Source organism: Roseomonas sp. OT10, from assembly GCF_020991085.1.
Lineage (GTDB): Bacteria > Pseudomonadota > Alphaproteobacteria > Acetobacterales > Acetobacteraceae > Roseomonas > Roseomonas cutis.
Map to the genome: position 1 here is coordinate 2285437 of NZ_CP087719.1, position 15337 is coordinate 2300773.

12 protein-coding genes and 2 tRNA genes are annotated in these 15337 nt (G+C 72.9%); 8 read left to right on the top strand and 6 right to left on the bottom strand.

The window, feature by feature from the left end; genetic code table 11:
* The first annotated feature begins 82 nt into the window (after positions 1–82).
* The 5 genes from LPC08_RS10525 (at position 83) to LPC08_RS10545 (ending at position 4148) form a co-directional block, all read left to right on the top strand.
* Positions 83–156: transfer RNA gene (locus LPC08_RS10525), tRNA-Cys, on the top strand.
* 75 nt (positions 157–231) lie between these two features.
* Positions 232–307, top strand: a tRNA-Asn gene (locus LPC08_RS10530).
* Positions 308–505: 198 nt separating this feature from the next.
* Positions 506–1645 (top strand): alpha-D-ribose 1-methylphosphonate 5-triphosphate diphosphatase, encoded by a 1140-nt coding sequence (locus tag LPC08_RS10535; RefSeq protein WP_230452635.1) that lies wholly within the window; start codon positions 506–508, stop codon positions 1643–1645.
* A complete protein-coding gene (locus LPC08_RS10540; RefSeq protein ID WP_230452636.1) occupies positions 1642–2328 on the top strand; it encodes a DUF1045 domain-containing protein in 687 nt (228 codons plus the stop codon). The genes LPC08_RS10535 and LPC08_RS10540 overlap by 4 nt, the downstream gene beginning before the upstream one ends.
* A 32-nt stretch (positions 2329–2360) precedes the next feature.
* Positions 2361–4148, top strand: a complete 1788-nt coding sequence (locus tag LPC08_RS10545) for a gamma-glutamyltransferase family protein (protein ID WP_230452637.1) — start codon at positions 2361–2363, stop codon at positions 4146–4148.
* Between the two features lie 162 nt (positions 4149–4310).
* Here LPC08_RS10545 and LPC08_RS10550 read toward each other — a convergent pair whose 3' ends face one another.
* The 3 genes from LPC08_RS10550 to LPC08_RS10560 all read right to left on the bottom strand — a co-directional run bounded on the left by LPC08_RS10550 (position 4311) and on the right by LPC08_RS10560 (position 10123).
* Positions 4311–5792: an amidohydrolase family protein gene (locus tag LPC08_RS10550; RefSeq protein WP_230452638.1), complete on the bottom strand. Its 1482-nt coding sequence runs from the start codon at positions 5790–5792 to the stop codon at positions 4311–4313.
* 72 nt (positions 5793–5864) lie between these two features.
* The gene (locus LPC08_RS10555) at positions 5865–8987 is read right to left on the bottom strand and encodes an efflux RND transporter permease subunit (RefSeq protein ID WP_230452639.1); all 3123 of its coding nucleotides are present in this window, start codon (positions 8985–8987) and stop codon (positions 5865–5867) included.
* A gap of 23 nt (positions 8988–9010) precedes the next feature.
* Positions 9011–10123, bottom strand: coding sequence for an efflux RND transporter periplasmic adaptor subunit (locus LPC08_RS10560; protein WP_230452640.1), 1113 nt, complete (start codon positions 10121–10123; stop codon positions 9011–9013).
* 195 nt (positions 10124–10318) lie between these two features.
* On the opposite strand from LPC08_RS10560, the gene LPC08_RS10565 reads away from it, so the two are divergent.
* Positions 10319–10573: an Lrp/AsnC ligand binding domain-containing protein gene (locus tag LPC08_RS10565; protein ID WP_230452641.1), complete on the top strand. Its 255-nt coding sequence runs from the start codon at positions 10319–10321 to the stop codon at positions 10571–10573.
* 79 nt (positions 10574–10652) lie between these two features.
* Here the strand turns inward: LPC08_RS10565 and LPC08_RS10570 are convergent, their stop codons facing one another.
* From LPC08_RS10570 to LPC08_RS10580, 3 genes are read right to left on the bottom strand one after another with little or no spacing between them, the layout of a single operon-like run.
* A complete protein-coding gene (locus LPC08_RS10570) occupies positions 10653–12149 on the bottom strand; it encodes an amidase (RefSeq protein WP_230452642.1) in 1497 nt (498 codons plus the stop codon).
* Positions 12146–12631 (bottom strand): O-acetyl-ADP-ribose deacetylase, encoded by a 486-nt coding sequence (locus tag LPC08_RS10575; protein ID WP_230452643.1) that lies wholly within the window; start codon positions 12629–12631, stop codon positions 12146–12148. Before LPC08_RS10575 ends, LPC08_RS10570 begins: the two co-directional genes overlap by 4 nt.
* A gap of 35 nt (positions 12632–12666) precedes the next feature.
* A complete protein-coding gene (locus tag LPC08_RS10580) occupies positions 12667–14271 on the bottom strand; it encodes a gamma-glutamyltransferase family protein (RefSeq protein WP_230453048.1) in 1605 nt (534 codons plus the stop codon).
* 182 nt (positions 14272–14453) lie between these two features.
* Between LPC08_RS10580 and LPC08_RS10585 the strand changes: the two genes are divergently transcribed.
* Together LPC08_RS10585 and gpt are read left to right on the top strand one after the other, a co-directional pair.
* Complete coding sequence (locus LPC08_RS10585; RefSeq protein ID WP_230452644.1) at positions 14454–14822, top strand: tRNA-binding protein; 369 nt, start codon at positions 14454–14456, stop codon at positions 14820–14822.
* Positions 14823–14835: 13 nt separating this feature from the next.
* Positions 14836–15318 carry a xanthine phosphoribosyltransferase gene (gene gpt, locus LPC08_RS10590; protein WP_230452645.1) on the top strand — a complete coding sequence of 161 codons (483 nt, stop codon included), beginning with the start codon at positions 14836–14838 and terminating at the stop codon, positions 15316–15318.
* The last annotated feature ends 19 nt before the right edge of the window (positions 15319–15337 follow it).

Here is a 15337-nt window from a genome sequence, read left to right on the forward strand (position 1 = left end):
ACCGCCCCTCGCCTCCCCCATGCCCGCGCCGCGCGCCGCCCGGGCTGGACTTCGCCGCCGCCAGCCCCTAGTGAGGCGCCGTGGTTCCGTGCCCGAGTGGTCAGGGAGCGGTCTGCAAAACCGTGTACGGCGGTTCGATTCCGCCCGGAACCTCCATCGCATCCGTGCGGCGGAATGATGCCGGACCCCCTCTTGCCGGGGCCGCCATCCTCCGCTAATCGGGCGCCGCGTTCCCCGATAGCTCAGCTGGTAGAGCACGCGACTGTTAATCGCTAGGTCGTTGGTTCGAGTCCAACTCGGGGAGCCATCTTCTCACACGCATCGCCTCGATCCGGCCGGCCCGCAGGGCCCGGCCGGATCGCGCGCGTCTTGACGCCCCGGCGCCGCCGCGCGACGTGGCGACGCGGCACGCCCGGCCCCGCGCCGGCCTGCCGAGAGGGCGGTGCGCTCCCGGCCGGACCGCCTTCCGCGGCCGGCCCCGCGCGGCCTTTGGGGGTGGATCTGCATGGGTCGCGAAACCGTCCTGACCAACGCGCTGCTGGTTCTGCCCGACGGGGTGCGGCCAGGGACGCTCGTGCTGCGCGAGGGCCGCATCGCCGCGGTCGAGACCGGCCGCAGCGGCCTCGCGGGCGCCCTGGACCTGGAGGGCGACCACCTCTTGCCCGGCCTGGTGGACCTGCACACCGACAACCTGGAGCGCCAGGTGCAGCCGCGCCCCGGCGCGCGCTGGCCCTCCCGCTCCGCCATGCTGGCGCACGACGCGCAGACCGCCGCGGCCGGCGTGACCACCGTGCTGGATGCCCTGTGCGTCGGCGAGCTGGAGGTCAGCCACGGGCGCGGCCAGACCTTCCTCGAGGGGATCGGGGACCTGGACCTCCTCGGCCGCGCCGGCGCCCTGCGCTGCGACCACCTGCTGCACCTGCGCTGCGAGCTGCCCGCCCCGGACATGCCCCGGCTGCTGGAGCCGGTGGCCGGGCACCCCCTGCTGCGGATGGTCAGCCTGATGGACCACTGCCCCGGCGCCGGGCAGTTCGCGGACATGGACCGCTACCGCGCCATGCTGCGGCGGGACGGGCTGGACACCCCGGCCGCCGAGGCGCGGATCGAACGCCTGGCCGCGCTGCGGGAGCGCCATGCCGAACCCAACCGCGCCATCTTGCTGGAGCGGATCGGCGGGCGCGGGGTGCCGCTGGCCGCGCATGACGACTGGTCGGAGGCGGCGGTGGCCCGCAACGCCGCCGACGGCGTGACGATCAGCGAGTTCCCGGTCAACGCCCCCGCCGCCCGTGCCGCGCGGGCGCATGGCCAGGACATCGTGGTCGGTGCGCCGAACCTCGTGCGCGGCGGCAGCCATTCCGGGAACGTCTCCGCCATGGCGCTGCTGCGCGAGGGGCTGGTGGATGCCATCGCCTCCGACTACGTGCCGGCCGCCATGCTGGAGGCCGTCTGGCGCCTCGCCGCCGAGGGCGTGCTGGAGCTTGCGGCGGCGGTGCGGCTGGTGGCGGAGAACCCGGCGCGGATGGCCGGGCTGGTCGATCGCGGCCGGCTGGCGCCGGGGCTGCGCGCCGATCTGCTGCGGGTGCGCACCGTCCTCGGGTTGCCCGTGATGCGCTCGGTCTGGCTGGCGGGCGAGCGCATCGCATGAGCGGCGGACCCGCGCGCGCCGCGCTCTACTGGGCCCCGGAACTCCACGATCCGCTGCATGCGCTGGGCTCCGCCTGGCTCGGGCGGGATGCGGAGACGGGGGCCGCCCCGGCCCAGCCCGCCCTGCCCGGAATCGACCTGCACGAGGTGACCGCGGAGGCCCGGCGCTACGGGCTGCACGCCACGCTGAAGCCGCCGTTCCGGCTGGCCGGTCCCTATCCCGCCCTGCGCGAGGCGGCGGCGGCGCTGGCCGCCCGGACGGCACCCTTCGACCTGCCGCCGCTGCGGCTGGAAAGCCTGGGCGGCTTCCTGGCCCTGGTCGAATCGGCCCCCTCCCCCGCCCTGCGCGCCCTGTGCGATTCGGCGGTGGAGGCCCTGGACCCCCTCCGTGCCCCGCCCAGCGAGGCGGAGACCGCCCGCCGCCGGCCGGAGCGGCTGAGCCCGGGCGAGCGGGCCATGCTGGAGCGCTGGGGCTACCCCTATGTCTTCGAGGAGTGGCGCTTCCACGTGACCCTGACGCGCCGCCTCGCAGAGGCGGAGATGGCCGTCATCCGCCCGGCGCTGGAGGCGCATCTCGGCGAGGCGCCCGCCCTGCCCCGCCGGGTGGCGTCGGTGGCGATCTTCACCCAGCGCGCCCCGGACGCCCCCTTCCTGATCGCCGAAAGACTGCGTCTCTCCGGCTGACGGCGGGGGGCCGGCGGCCTAACCTGGGCGGCATGTTCACCACCCGCCCCGAAATCGCCGGCACCTTCGGCGCCGTCGCCAGCACCCATTGGCTCGCCAGCTCGGTCGGGATGGCCGTGCTGGAGCGGGGCGGCAACGCCGCCGATGCCGCCGTCGCCGCCGGCTTCACCCTGCAGATCGCCGAGCCGCACCTGAACGGCCCGCTGGGCGACTGCCCGATCCTGGTCCACGACGCCGGCCGCGGGGCGCAGAGCGTGATCTGCGGCCAGGGCGTCGCCCCCGCGGGGCTCAGCGTCGCGCATGTGCGGGACGCGCTGGGCCTGGACCTGATCCCCGGCACGGGGCTGCTGCCGGCCATGGTGCCGGGCGCCTTCGACGCCTGGATGACGCTGCTGCGCGAGCATGGGAGCTGGAAGCCCGGGGCCGTGCTGGACTTCGCCATCGGCTATGCCGCGCGCGGCATCCACTACGTGCCGCGGATCTGCGCGACCATCCAGACGGTGCGCCCGCTGTTCGAGGCGGAGTGGCCGACCAGCGCCGCCCTCTGGCTGCGCGGCGGCGGCCCGCGGCCCGGGAAGCTGTGGTCCAACATCGCCCTGGCCGAGACCTATGCCCGGGTGGTGCGGGAGGCGGAGGCCGCCGGGTCCGACCGCATCGCGCAGATCGACGCGGCGCGGGATGCCTGGTACCGCGGCTTCGTCGCCGAGGCGATCGGGCGCTTCTGCGAGGGCAACGCCGTGCTCGACGCCTCCGGCCGGCGGCACCGGGGCGTTCTCTCGGCCGATGACATGGCCGCGTGGCGCGCGCCCATCGAGGCGCCGCTCGCCGTCGAGCACCAGGGCGCGACCGTCCTGAAATGCGGTGCCTGGAGCCAGGGTCCCGCGATGCTGCAGGCCCTGCTCCTGCTCGACGGCTTGGGCCTGGGCGAGCTGGACCCGCTGGGAGAGCGCTTCGCGCATCTGGTGGTGGAGGCGATGAAGCTGGCCTTCGCCGACCGCGAGGCCTTCTACGGCGATCCGGACTTCACCGCCGTGCCGATGGCGACCCTGCTCTCCCGTGCCTATGCAGCCGAACGCCGGGCCCTGATCGGCGAGACGGCCGCGCTGGAGTTCCGCCCCGGCTCGCCGGATGGCCTGGTCCCGCGCACGGACTACGCGGCCGCCGTCGCCCGTGCCGCGGAGGCGCGCCAGGTGGCCGGCAGCGGCGAGCCCACCGTCTCCCGCCTGGGCGTTTCTGGGGCCGACACCTGCCATGTCGACGTGATCGACCGCTGGGGGAACATGGTGTCCGCCACGCCCTCGGGCGGCTGGCTGCAATCCTCCCCGGCCATCCCGGAGCTGGGCTGCTGCCTCGGCACGCGCGGGCAGATGTTCTGGCTGGACGAATCCCTGCCCAACGGGCTGATGCCGGGCAAGCGGCCGCGCACCACCCTCTCCCCCGGCATGGCGCTGCGGGACGGCAAGCCCTGGATGGCCTTCGGCACGCCCGGCGGCGAGCAGCAGGACCAGTGGCAGCCGATCATGCTGCTGCGGATGCTGCACCATGGCTGGACCATCCAGCAGGCCATCGACGCCCCCGCCTTCCATTCGGAGCACTGGATCAGCAGCTTCTGGCCGCGCGGGGCGCAGCCGGGGAAGGTGGTGCTGGAAGGACGCTACGACCGCGCCGTGGCCGAGGCGCTGGGCGGGCGCGGGCACAGGGTCGAGGTCGGCGGCGACTGGACGGAGGGCCGCCTTTCCGCCGTGCGGCAGGAACCGGACGGGCAGATCTTCGCCGGGGCCAATCCGCGCGGCATGCAGGGCTACGCGGTCGGCCGATAAGGCGGCGGAAGGGCGAGGTCGCCCGCGGCGAGGGGGGGCGGGCGCCGCCCCCGGCCGTGGGTCCCAGCAACCCCGAGCCTCATCCGCCAGGACCCGCGCCCGGGAGTGGGCTTCTCCCAGGCCGGCCCGGAGCGGGCCGCGAGCGGCCCGCCCCCGACAGGGTCAGGCGCCGCAGGCGGCGCAGGGCGCCAGCACGCCGCCGGTGGCCCGGCGGATGCGGAAGGCGGATTCGCGCGCCTTGGCCACGATCTCGGCCGTGTCCACGGCGGTCAGCTTGCCGCCGCGCTTCAGGATGCGCCCGTCCACCAGCACGGTGTCCACGTTGGAGGCATTGGCGGACTGCACGATGGTCGTCTCGACATTCGCCATCGGCGCCGTGTTCAGCGCATCCACCCGCACCAGGATGAGGTCGGCGCGCTTGCCGGGGGTGAGCGAGCCGGTGACGTCGCCGAGCCCCAGCGTCTTCGCCGCGTTCAGCGTGGTCCAGCGGATGATCTCGGCATGGCCGATCGGCGTCTCGCCCTCCGACGGCGTGCCCTTCCACGGGATGCCCATCGACCAGGTGGTGCGCATCGCCTCGAACATGCTGGGCGAGCCGAGCGAGCTGGCATCGACCGAGAGGGAGAGCATAACCCCCGCCTTGCGCTGCGCCATCAGCGCCGCGCGCGGATCGCCGGCACTGCCCAGGCGGAACTCGGACAGGGTGGAGAAGCTGTTGGGGACGCCGGTGCGCGCCAGAACCTCGAAGTCCGACGCCACACCGGTGATGTAGTGGGCGAACATGAAGCCCGGCTGCAGGATGCCGCGCTTCTCCCAGTCCAGGATGTCGATCCGGTTCGGCGGCGCCTGCCCGGCATGGGTGGCGTAGGGGATGCCGCGCTCCTTCACCATCGCGCTCTCGCGGAAGAAGGTCTCCGCCGTGCTCTGGCCGATGCCGCGCAGGTTCACGCCGAGATGCACGAGCCCGCCGAAGGGGCCGGATTCCCCGAACCACTCCTTCCGCACGCGATCGATGTCGGGGAAGTCGATCAGCACGTCGCCCGCGAGCTGGTCGCGGTGGCCATAGGCGAAGCGGGCGCGGGTGAGCAGGTCGCGATGCGCGCGCAGCTCCGCATCCGCATGCGCGGGCGAGCGGGTGTTGTTGCACCAGTTGTGCACGGTGGTGACGCCGGAGTTCAGCAGCTCCGCCAGGCCGAGGCGGAGGCTGTTGTAGAAGTCGTCCGGCGTGTAGTTCGGCGAGGAGGCGTTCTTCGCCTGGAAGTACTCCACGCCGCCATCGGCGATGAAGTTCCGGCCGAGCGCGCTCCACATGTGGTAGTGCGTGTCGATCATACCGGGCATGACGATGGTGTCCGTGGCGTCGATCACCTCCGCGCCGGCGGGCGGGTCGATGCTCGGCGCGACCTGGACGATGGCGCCGTCCCGCACCAGCACGTCGCCGCGCGGCAGCGTGCCGATCGACGGATCGACGGTGATCACGGCGCCGCCGCGGATCAGGTAGTGGCCGCGCGCCACCTGCGGCGCCGCGCCGGCAGTGCCGCTGCCCTGGGCCCAGGCACGGCCGATGAAGGGGGTGGCAAGGCCGCTGCCCATTCCAGCGGCAACACAGGTGAAGACGCGACCAAGTTTCCGACGTGACAGCACGGAATTCGTTCCCTGACAGACGACACGCGAATGCTTCGCAAGTCGCGTGCCGGCGTCCGTGCGGGCGGCGGGCTACTCCGCGGCCGGCGCCGCGACCACACGCTCCTCCAGTTCCAGCTCCCTCAGCTTCGCCGCCACGGCCCCGATCGGGCGCGTATAGGGCGCGAGCAGCAGGTACAGCGCCGGCACCGCGTAGAGCGTGACGAAGGTGGACAGGGTGATCCCGCCCACGATCACCACGCCCAGCGCCTGCCGGCTCTCCGCCCCCGCACCGGTCGACACGGCGAGCGGCACGGCGCCCAGCACGGTGGCGATGGAGGTCATCAGGATCGGCCGCAGCCGCACCACCGAGGCCTCCAGCACCGCGTCGTACACGCTCCTGCCCTCGTCGCGGAGCTGGTTGGCGAACTCCACCACCAGGATGCCGTTCTTCGCCATCAGCCCGATCAGCAGGATCATGCCGATCTGGCTGAAGATGTTCAGCGACTGGCCGGTGACGAAGAGCGCGAGCAGCCCGCCCGTCAGCGCGAGCGGGGTGGAGAGCAGGATGACGAAGGGGTGGATGAAGCTCTCGAACTGCGCCGCCAGCACGAGGTAGACCACCAGCAGCGCGAAGGCGAAGGTGAAGTACAGGCTCGACCCGCTTTCGCGGAACTCCTGGCTCTGGCCGCGATAGGTGATGCGCGCGTCGGGCGGCAGAGTCTCGCGCGCCACCTGGTCGAGGAAGTCCAGCGCCTCGCCCAGCGAATAGCCCGGCGCGGGGGTCGCGCTGATGGTGATGGCGCGGGTGCGGTCCTCCCGCGCCAGGGACTGCGCCCGGGCGCGCTCGCTGAGCTGGACGACGTTCGACATCGGCACCAGCCCGCCGGAGGCGGTACGGACGAAGATGTTCTGCAGGTCGTAGGGGGTGGCGCGGTACTCGTCGCGCGCCTGGAGCATGATCTTGTACTCCTCCCCCGCCACGACATAGGTGCCGACCTCGCGCGAGCCCAGCATCGTCTCGATGGTCCGCCCCACCGCCTGGATGGACACGCCCAGGTCGGCCGCCTTGCGCCGGTCCACCTCCACCCGGATCTCGGGCTTGGTCTCCTTGAAGTTGGAATCGAGGTTCAGCAGCCGCGTGTTCTGCCGCGCCCGGTCCATGAAGCGGTCGCGCCAGTCCACCAGCGTCACGTAGTCCGGCCCGCCGATCACGAACTGCACCGGCGGCTGGAAGCCGCGCTGGCCGAGGCTGGGCGGGTTCAGCGGGAAGGCGCGCACCCCGGCGATGGCGCTCATCTTCGGGAAGACCTCCGCCACGATCTCCTGCTGCTTGCGCGTGCGGGTGTCCCAGGGGGACAGGCGGACGAACATGTTCGCCTGGTTGCCCTGGGGCGGGCGGATGAATCCCCCGAGGGTGGAGAAGACCACCGTCGCATCGCCGGAGCGCACATAGGGCTGCATCACCGCCTCGGCGAGCTGCACCTGCTGGCGCATGTAGGCGAAGGATGCGCCCTCCGGCCCGGTCATCGGCACGATGATGGTGCCGCGGTCCTCGATGGGCGTGAACTCCTTGGGCAGCACGTTGAACAGCGCGACGGCCAGCGCCGACAGCAGCCCCGCCGCGCCCAGCACCAGCAGCGGCGCCCGCAGCGCGCGGGCGAGCGTCCAGCGCAGCGCGCCGTTCAGCCCCTGGAAGAAGGGCTCCGTCCAGCGTACCAGCCGGGTCTCCCCCGCATGCGGCTTGAGCAGCTTGGAGCACATCATCGGCGTCAGCGTCAGCGCGATGATGCCGGAGAAGGCGACCGAGGCGGCGAGGGCGAAGCCGAACTCGCTGAACAGCCGCCCCGTGTTGCCGCCCATGAAGGAGAGCGGCACGAAGACCGCGATCAGCACCAGCGTCGTCGCGATGACGGCGAAGGCGATCTCCCGCGCGCCGCGGATGGAGGCGAGCAGCACCGGCTCCCCCTCCTCGATGCGGCGGTGGATGTTCTCCAGCACGACGATGGCGTCGTCCACGACGAGCCCGATGGCCAGGACCAGCCCCAGCAGCGTCAGCACGTTGATCGAGAAGCCCAGTGCCGCCATCGCCATGAAGGAGGCGACGATGGAGACGGGGATGGCCACCGCCGGGATGATCGTGGCGCGGAAGGAGCGCAGGAACAGGAAGATGACGATCACCACCAGGATCAGCGCGGTGATGAGGGCGTGCTCCACCTCGAAGATCGACTGGGCGATGAACTGGCTCTCGTCGTAGCCGATCTCGACGTTGATCCCCTCCGGCAGGGTCTCGGCGATCCGGGCCACCTCCGCCTTGACCCCGTCGGCGACGGACAGGGTGTTCGCGGTGGACTGGCGCTGGATGCCCAGGCCGATGCCAGGCCGGCCGTTGATGCGGTACTCGCCGCGGTTGTCCTCGGGGGCGATCTCCACCTCGGCCACGTCGCCCAGCAGCACCTGGGCGCCGCCATTGGTGCGGGAGAGCACGATGCGGCGGAACTCCTCCGGCCTGGTCAGCCGGGTATCCGTGCGGACCGTCAGCTCGCGCTGGCGGCTTTCGATGCGCCCGCCCGGCAGCTCCACGTTCTCGCGCCGGATCGCGTCCTCGACGTCCTGGACGGTCATGCCGCGCGCGGCCAGCGCCTGGCGGTCCAGCCAGATCCGCATGGAGTACTTGCGCTCGCCCTGGATCAGCACCTGGGCCACGCCCTCGACGATGGCGAGGCGGTCCACGAAGCGGCGCCGCGCCAGCTCCGTCAGCTCCATCCCCGAGAAGGTGTCGGAGGTCAGCGCCACCCACAGGATGGGGCGGCTGTCGCCGTCCACCTTGGCGACGACGGGCGTGTCCGCCTGCTCCGGCAGGCGGGCGAGCGCGCGGGAGACCTTGTCGCGCACGTCGTTGGCGGCCGCGTCCACGTTGCGGTTCAGCCGGAACTCCAGCGTCACCTGCGAGCGCTCGTCGCGGCTCTGCGAGGAGATGGTCTTGATCCCCTCGATCCCCGCCACCGCCGCCTCGATCAGCTCGGTGATCTGGGTGTCCACCACCGCGGCCGAGGCGCCGGCATAGGTGGTGGTGACGGAGACGATGGGCGGGTCGATCGCCGGGTACTCGCGCACCGGCAGCCGGAACAGGCTCGCCAGCCCCAGCACGATCAGCAGCAGGCTGACGACGGTGGCGAAGACCGGCCGCTTGATCGAGACGTCGCTGAGCACCATGGCCCTGCCCTCCCCCGCGCCGCTCAGCTCGTCGGCCGCGCCATGGTCTCGGTGACCCGCACCGGGGCGTCGGGGCGCAGACGCTGGATGCCGCGCACCACCACCGGCTCGCCCACGGCGACGCCACGCAGCACCTCCACCTCGCCCGGCAGGCGCTGGCCCAGCGCCACCTCCACCCGCTTGGCGCGGTTGTCGCGCACCACGAAGACGAAGGCGCGGTCGCCCACCGGGTCCAGCGCCTCCTCGGGGATCAGCAGCGCATCCGGCCGCTCCTCCAGCAGCAGCTCGACGGTCAGGAACATGCCGGGCTTCAGCGCCTCGTCGGCATTGTCGAACTCGCTGACCAGCCGGACGGTGCGGGTGGCGGTGTCGACCCGGGTATCGGCCACGGCGACCTGCCCCACGAAGCGGCGCTCGCCATAGGCGGCGCTGCGGGCCGTCACCTTGCTGCCGGCATGGACGCGAGCGACGTAGATCTCGGGGATGGAGAACTCCACCCGCACCCGGGAGAGGTCGTCCAGCGTGGTGACGGCGGTGCCCGGCTGGATCAGCGCGCCCAGGCTGACCTGCTTCAGCCCGACCCGACCGGCGAAGGGGGCGGTGATCCGCAGCTCGTTGATCTTGGCCTCGTTCTGCCGGACCCGCCCCTCCGCCTGGCGGGCGACGGCGGCCAGCGTGTCCACCCGCTGCTCGGCGATGGACTGGCCGGCCACCAGCCGCTGGGCGCGGTTCAGCTGCGACCGGGCGTCGTCCAGCATGGCGCGCGCCTGGTCCAGCTCGGCGCGGAGGGCGGCGTCGTCGAGCAGGACGAGCGGCTCCCCCTCCTTCACCTTCTGGCCTTCCTGGAAGCGGATGGCGGTGACCATGCCCGTCACCTTGGCGGTCACGGTCACCGCGTCCCGGGCCCGGACCGTGCCGACGCTCTCCGTCCGCTCGGCCACCGTCCCGGTGCGGACGGGCGCCACCACCACGCCGATGGGCGCGTTGGCATTGCCGGAGGCGGTGGCGCGGGCGGCAGGCTCCAGCCCCAGCAAGGCCAGCGGCCGGGGCAGCCCAACCCTGTCGCCATAGAAATGCCAGCCCGCGCCGAGGCCGGCGAGGGCGGTGAGAATCAGCAATTGGGAGCTCTTGCGCATGGACCCGGACAGCCTGCCTCCGGGACGTTGAGACACGGCGTGCCGCAGCGCAAGACTTTGTGAGTTGCGTTACGCGCTTCTCATCCGGCGGGCACGGCGGGGGCCGGCCCGTAGCGGCCGGTGGCGGTCCCGCCCCTTCCCGGTGGGGCGCCGTGACGGCATCCTGGCGGCGGCACGTCGGGAAGGGTGGCCGGAATGCGGGCGATCTACGTCATGATCAAGTGCGAGATGGGCCAGTCCTACCGCGTGGCCCGGGAGATGGCCGACAGCATCGTGGAGCTGTCGGAGATGCATTCCACCTCCGGGCAATACGATCTGCTGGGCAAGTTCTACCTGGAGGCCGACCAGGATATCGGCCTCTTCGTGGTGGAGCGCGTCCAGACGGTGCCGGGTATCAAGGACACCTACACCATCCAGACCTTCAACGCCTTCACGGTCAGCCGGGACTGAAACCGGCCCACCCGGCTCCGGACCCATGCAGCGCGGGGCCGGCCCACCGGGCCGGTGAAGCCGGCCCGTGTGAACCGGCTCAGTCGAAGCCGATGAAGCCCGGCATGCCCGAGATGGGCGGGGCCTGCCGCAGCCGGCCGAGGTCGGGGACCGGCCGGGCCAGCGTGGGGTCGCCCTTCACCTCCGCCTCGATGGCGGCGGCGACGGCCAGGACCAGGGCATCGCCGCCACGGGGGCCGATGATCTGCAGGCCGAAGGGCATGCCGCGCGAGTCCACGCCCATCGGCAACGAGATCGCCGGGTGGCCGACCAGGGTCACGCCATAGGCCAGCGCCAGCCAGTGGAAGTAGCTGTGCGTCTCCTGCCCGTCGATCACCCGGGGGTACAGCTCGCTCCAGGGCCGCGGGGAGACGGTGATGGCCGGCGAGATCATCACGTCCACGTCGCGGAAGAAGGCCTGCCAGCGCCGGTAGATCGCCGTCTGCGTGACCGCGGCACGGGCGTGGTCGGCCAGGCTGTAGCCATCCCCCTCCGCGACATTGGCCCGCACGTTGGGGCCGTAGTCCTGCGGATTGGCGCGGACCTTGTCGCCCAGCCCCGCCAGGAAGTTGTCCGCGCGCAGGACGGCGAAGGCCTCGTCCGCGCCGCTGCTGTCCGGATGCCCCTGGCGCAGCTCGCCGAACAGGGGCTCCAGCGCCGCCACCCGGGCGCGGAACGCCTCGCGCACGAGGCCTTCGGTGGGGGCGAAGCCCAGATCCTCGGTCGCCGCGACGCGCAGGCTGGACAGGTCGACCCGGCGCACCGGGAAGAAATCGGCAGGCACCGCCCGCGCGGGCCGGTCGTGCAGCGTATAGGCCAGCGGGTCGGCGGCATCGTCCGAGGCCATGGCCGACATCATCAGGCACAGGTCGGGCACGTTGCGCGCCATGGGGCCGAGCACCGGCAGCGGCGTCCAGCCGATCGGCCGACGCCCGGAGGGGACGATCCCCGGGCTGGGGCGGAAGCCGACGATGCCGCAGAAGGCTGCGGGGTTGCGCAGCGAGCCGCCCGTGTCGGAGCCCGACGCGAGCGGCACCATGCCGCAGGCCAGCGCCACCGCCGAGCCGCCGGAGGAGCCGGCCGCCGAGCGGGTCGGGTCGAAGGGGTTGCCGGTGGCGCCGTAGACGGCGTTGCGGGTGTTCGCGCCGGCGCCGAACTCCGGCGTGTTGGTCTTGCCCAGCACGATCCCGCCGGCTTCGCGCAGCCGCGCCACCATGCCCTGGTCACGGTCGGGGACATGGTCGCGGAAGATGGGGCTGCCATAGGTGGTGACCAGCCCGGCCGTATCCTCCAGGTCCTTGATGCCCAGCGGCAGGCCGTGCAGCGGGCCCAGCCGGGCGCCGCCCTTCGCCTCGCGCTCCGCGTTGCGGGCGGCGGCCAGGGCGCGGTCGGTGTCCAGGGCGACCATGGCGTTCACCGCCTTGTCCACCTCCCCGATCCGCGCCAGGCAGGACTGCACCAGCTCCACCGGGGAGAGCTTGCGCGTGCCGATCAGGCGCCGCGCCTCCAGCGCGGTCAGGTCGCAGGCGTCGGTCATGCGGCGAGTTCCTTCCGGTACAGATCCAGCATCGCCGTGTCGAAGCAGGCGAAGGTCACCTCCAGCCCCTCCCCCGCCGCCCGCGCGGTCTGCACCGCGATGCGGGTGGCGGGGGCGGCGGGGTAGCCGTAGATGCCGGTGGAGATGGCGGGAAAGGCGATGCTCCGCCCGCCGGCCCCGCGCAGCAGGGCCAGGGCGTTGCGGTAGCAGGCGGCGAGGAGGTCCGCCTCGCCGGCACCGCCGCCCTGCCACACGGGCCCGACGGCGTGGATGACGTGGCGGGCCGGCAGGCGGAAGCCCGGGGTGATGCGGGCCTCCCCGGTCGGGCAGGGCGCGAGGGCGGCACAGGCACGGGCCAGTTCCGGGCCGGCGGCGCGGTGGATCGCGCCGCAGACGCCGCCGCCCGGGGCCAGTGACCCGTTGGCGGCATTGACGATGGCATCCAGCGCCAGGGTGGTGATGTCCGCCCGGATCGCCTGCACGCCGCCCTCCCTGCCGCCGGTCGCGGTCGCCGGCGTCAGTAGCCGAGGGCGATCCCGTCCTTGCGCGGGTCGGAGCCGCCGATCAGCACGCCGCGCGCGTGGTCGATCCGGATCGCCTGCCCGCCGCCATGCGGCTTGTCGATCAGGGTGCAGCCATGGCCCAGGCGTTCGAGCTGGTCGATGACCGCGCCGGGGATGCCGCGCTCCACCTGGACCTTCCCCGTGGAGGGAAACAGCCGCGCGAGGTCCAGCGCCGCCTGCGGGTCCAGGCCGAACTCGAAGTGGTTGGACAGGAAGTAGGTCTGTCCCATCGGCTGGAAGTGCCCGCCCATCACCCCATAGGGCATGATCGCGCGGCCGCCCTGGGTCACCATGCCCGGGATGATGGTGTGCATCGGCCGCTTGCGCGGGGCGATGCAGTTCGGGTGGCCCTCCTGGAGCCGGAAGCCGAAGCCGCGGTTCTGCAGCATCACGCCGGACTTCTCCGCCAGGATGCCCGAGCCGAAGCCCTCGAAGAGCGAGTTGATGAAGGAGACGGCGTTGCCGTCCTTGTCGACCACGCAGAGGTAGACAGTGTCCTTGTGCCGCTGCCAGTCCGCCTGGCCCGCGGGCGGCAGCTCCGGCATGGCGCGGTCGTCGCGGATCAGCGCCCGCAGCGCCTCGCCATAGGCGGGGGAGATCAGGTGCTCGACGGGAACGTCCACCTGGGACGGATCGGCCAGGAAGGCGTCGCGGTCGCGATAGGCGAGGCGCGCCGCCTCGATGTGGCGGTGCAGCCGCGTGGGCGAGAGCGGGCCGCCCTCCGGCGTCTCGAAGCCCGCCAGGGTGTTGAGGATCTGGAGCACCAGCATGCCCGAGCCGTTGGGCGGGCACTGGTGCACCTCCATCCCGCGCCAGCGCGTGCGGATGGGGGTGACGAACTCCGCGACGGTCAGCCCCTCGGCGAAGTCCTCCTCCGTGTGCAGCCCGCCCGCCTCGCGCAGCGTCGCCACCATGTCGGCGGCGATGGGGCCGGTGTAGAAGGCGCGCGCCCCGTCCTTGGCGATGGCGCGCAGCGTCGCGCCCAGCTCCGGCTGGCGGAAGATGTCGCCCACCCCCGGCGTCTTGCCGTCCGTCAGGAAGCGCCGCGCCGAGGCCGGGTGCTTCGCCAGCTTGCCGGCGGAGCTGGCCCAGTCGGAGGCGACGCGCGGCGTGACCGGGTGCCCCTCCTCGGCATAGCGGATCGCCGGCTGCAGCACCGCGTCCAGTCCCAGCCGGCCATGCGTGCGGGAGAGCAGGTCCCAGGCGGAGATCGCGCCCGGCACCGTCACCGAATGGGCGGAGGTGTTGACCATCGCCGTCAGCCCGGCCGCGCGCAGCGCCTCGGGCGTCGCCGCGGCCGGCGCCCGGCCGGAGCCGTTGAGCGCGACCACCTCGTCGCCGCCGGCCGGGACGTAGAGGCAGAAGCAGTCGCCGCCGATGCCGGTGCTCTGCGGCTCGATCACCGCCAGGACCGCCGCGGCCGCGATGGCGCCGTCCATGGCGTTGCCGCCCTGGCGGAGGATGTCGAGCGCCGCCAGCGTCGCCGCGGTCATCGAGGTCGCCACCATGGCATTGGCAGACAGCGCCGGGCTGCGGCCCGGGCTGTGGAAGTCGCGGATCACGGTCGGCACCTCTCCAGGCCAGCCGGCGCACACCCCCCTCGGGCGGCCCGGCGAGGCGGACGCTGGCATGGCCGCCACGGCAGGGCAACCGCGCGGTCCCGATCCGTGCCGGCCGGCATCATGGCGGCAGCGCATCGCCGCCCCTTCCCGCCCCGGCCGCCCTCGGCTACGGGGGCGGGATGGACGCGACCGAGCCCGCACCGGCCCCCGACACCCCGGCCAGCATCGAGGATTTCGACCGGCTGCAGATCCGCGCCGGCACCGTTCTGCGGGCCGAACCCTTCCCCGAGGCGCGCAAGCCCTCGATCAAGCTCTGGGTCGATTTCGGCGAGCCGATCGGGATGCGCCAGTCCTCGGCCCAGGTCACCGTCCACTACACCGCGGAGACGCTGGTGGGCCGCCAGGTGATGGCGGTGGTGAACTTCCCGCCCCGCCGCATCGCCGGCTTCCGCAGCGAGGTGCTGGTGCTGGGCGTGCCGGACGAACAGGGCGCGGTGGTGCTGCTGCGTCCCGACCTGGCGGTGCCCAACGGCGCCCGCATGTTCTGAGGAACGCAAGCCGATGGCCCCGCGCTACTACACCGTCACCTGGGATCAGCTGCACCGCGACTGCAAGGCGCTCTCCTGGCGCCTGGTGGACAAGGGGCCGGGCGGCAGCCCGTGGAAAGGCATCGTCGCCATCACCCGCGGCGGGCTGATCCCCGCCGCCATCATCGCGCGCGAGCTGGACTGCCGCCTGATCGAGAGCGTCTCCGTCGTCACCTATGACGAGGAGGAGCGCGGCCAGCCGAGGGTGATGAAGTCGCCCGACGCCGCCGGCGACGGCGAGGGCTGGCTGCTGCTGGACGATCTGGTGGACACGGGCACCACCGCCCGGGTGGTGCGCGCCATCCTGCCCAAGGCGCATTTCGCCACCGTCTACGCCAAGCCCGCCGGCAAGCCGCTGGTGGACACCTTCGTGACCGAGGTGAGCCAGGACACCTGGATCCTGTTCCCGTGGGACACGGAGCCGCAGTTCGTGGCCCCGATCGCGAAGTCCCGCTAGCCGGGGCGGAGTGGGGCCG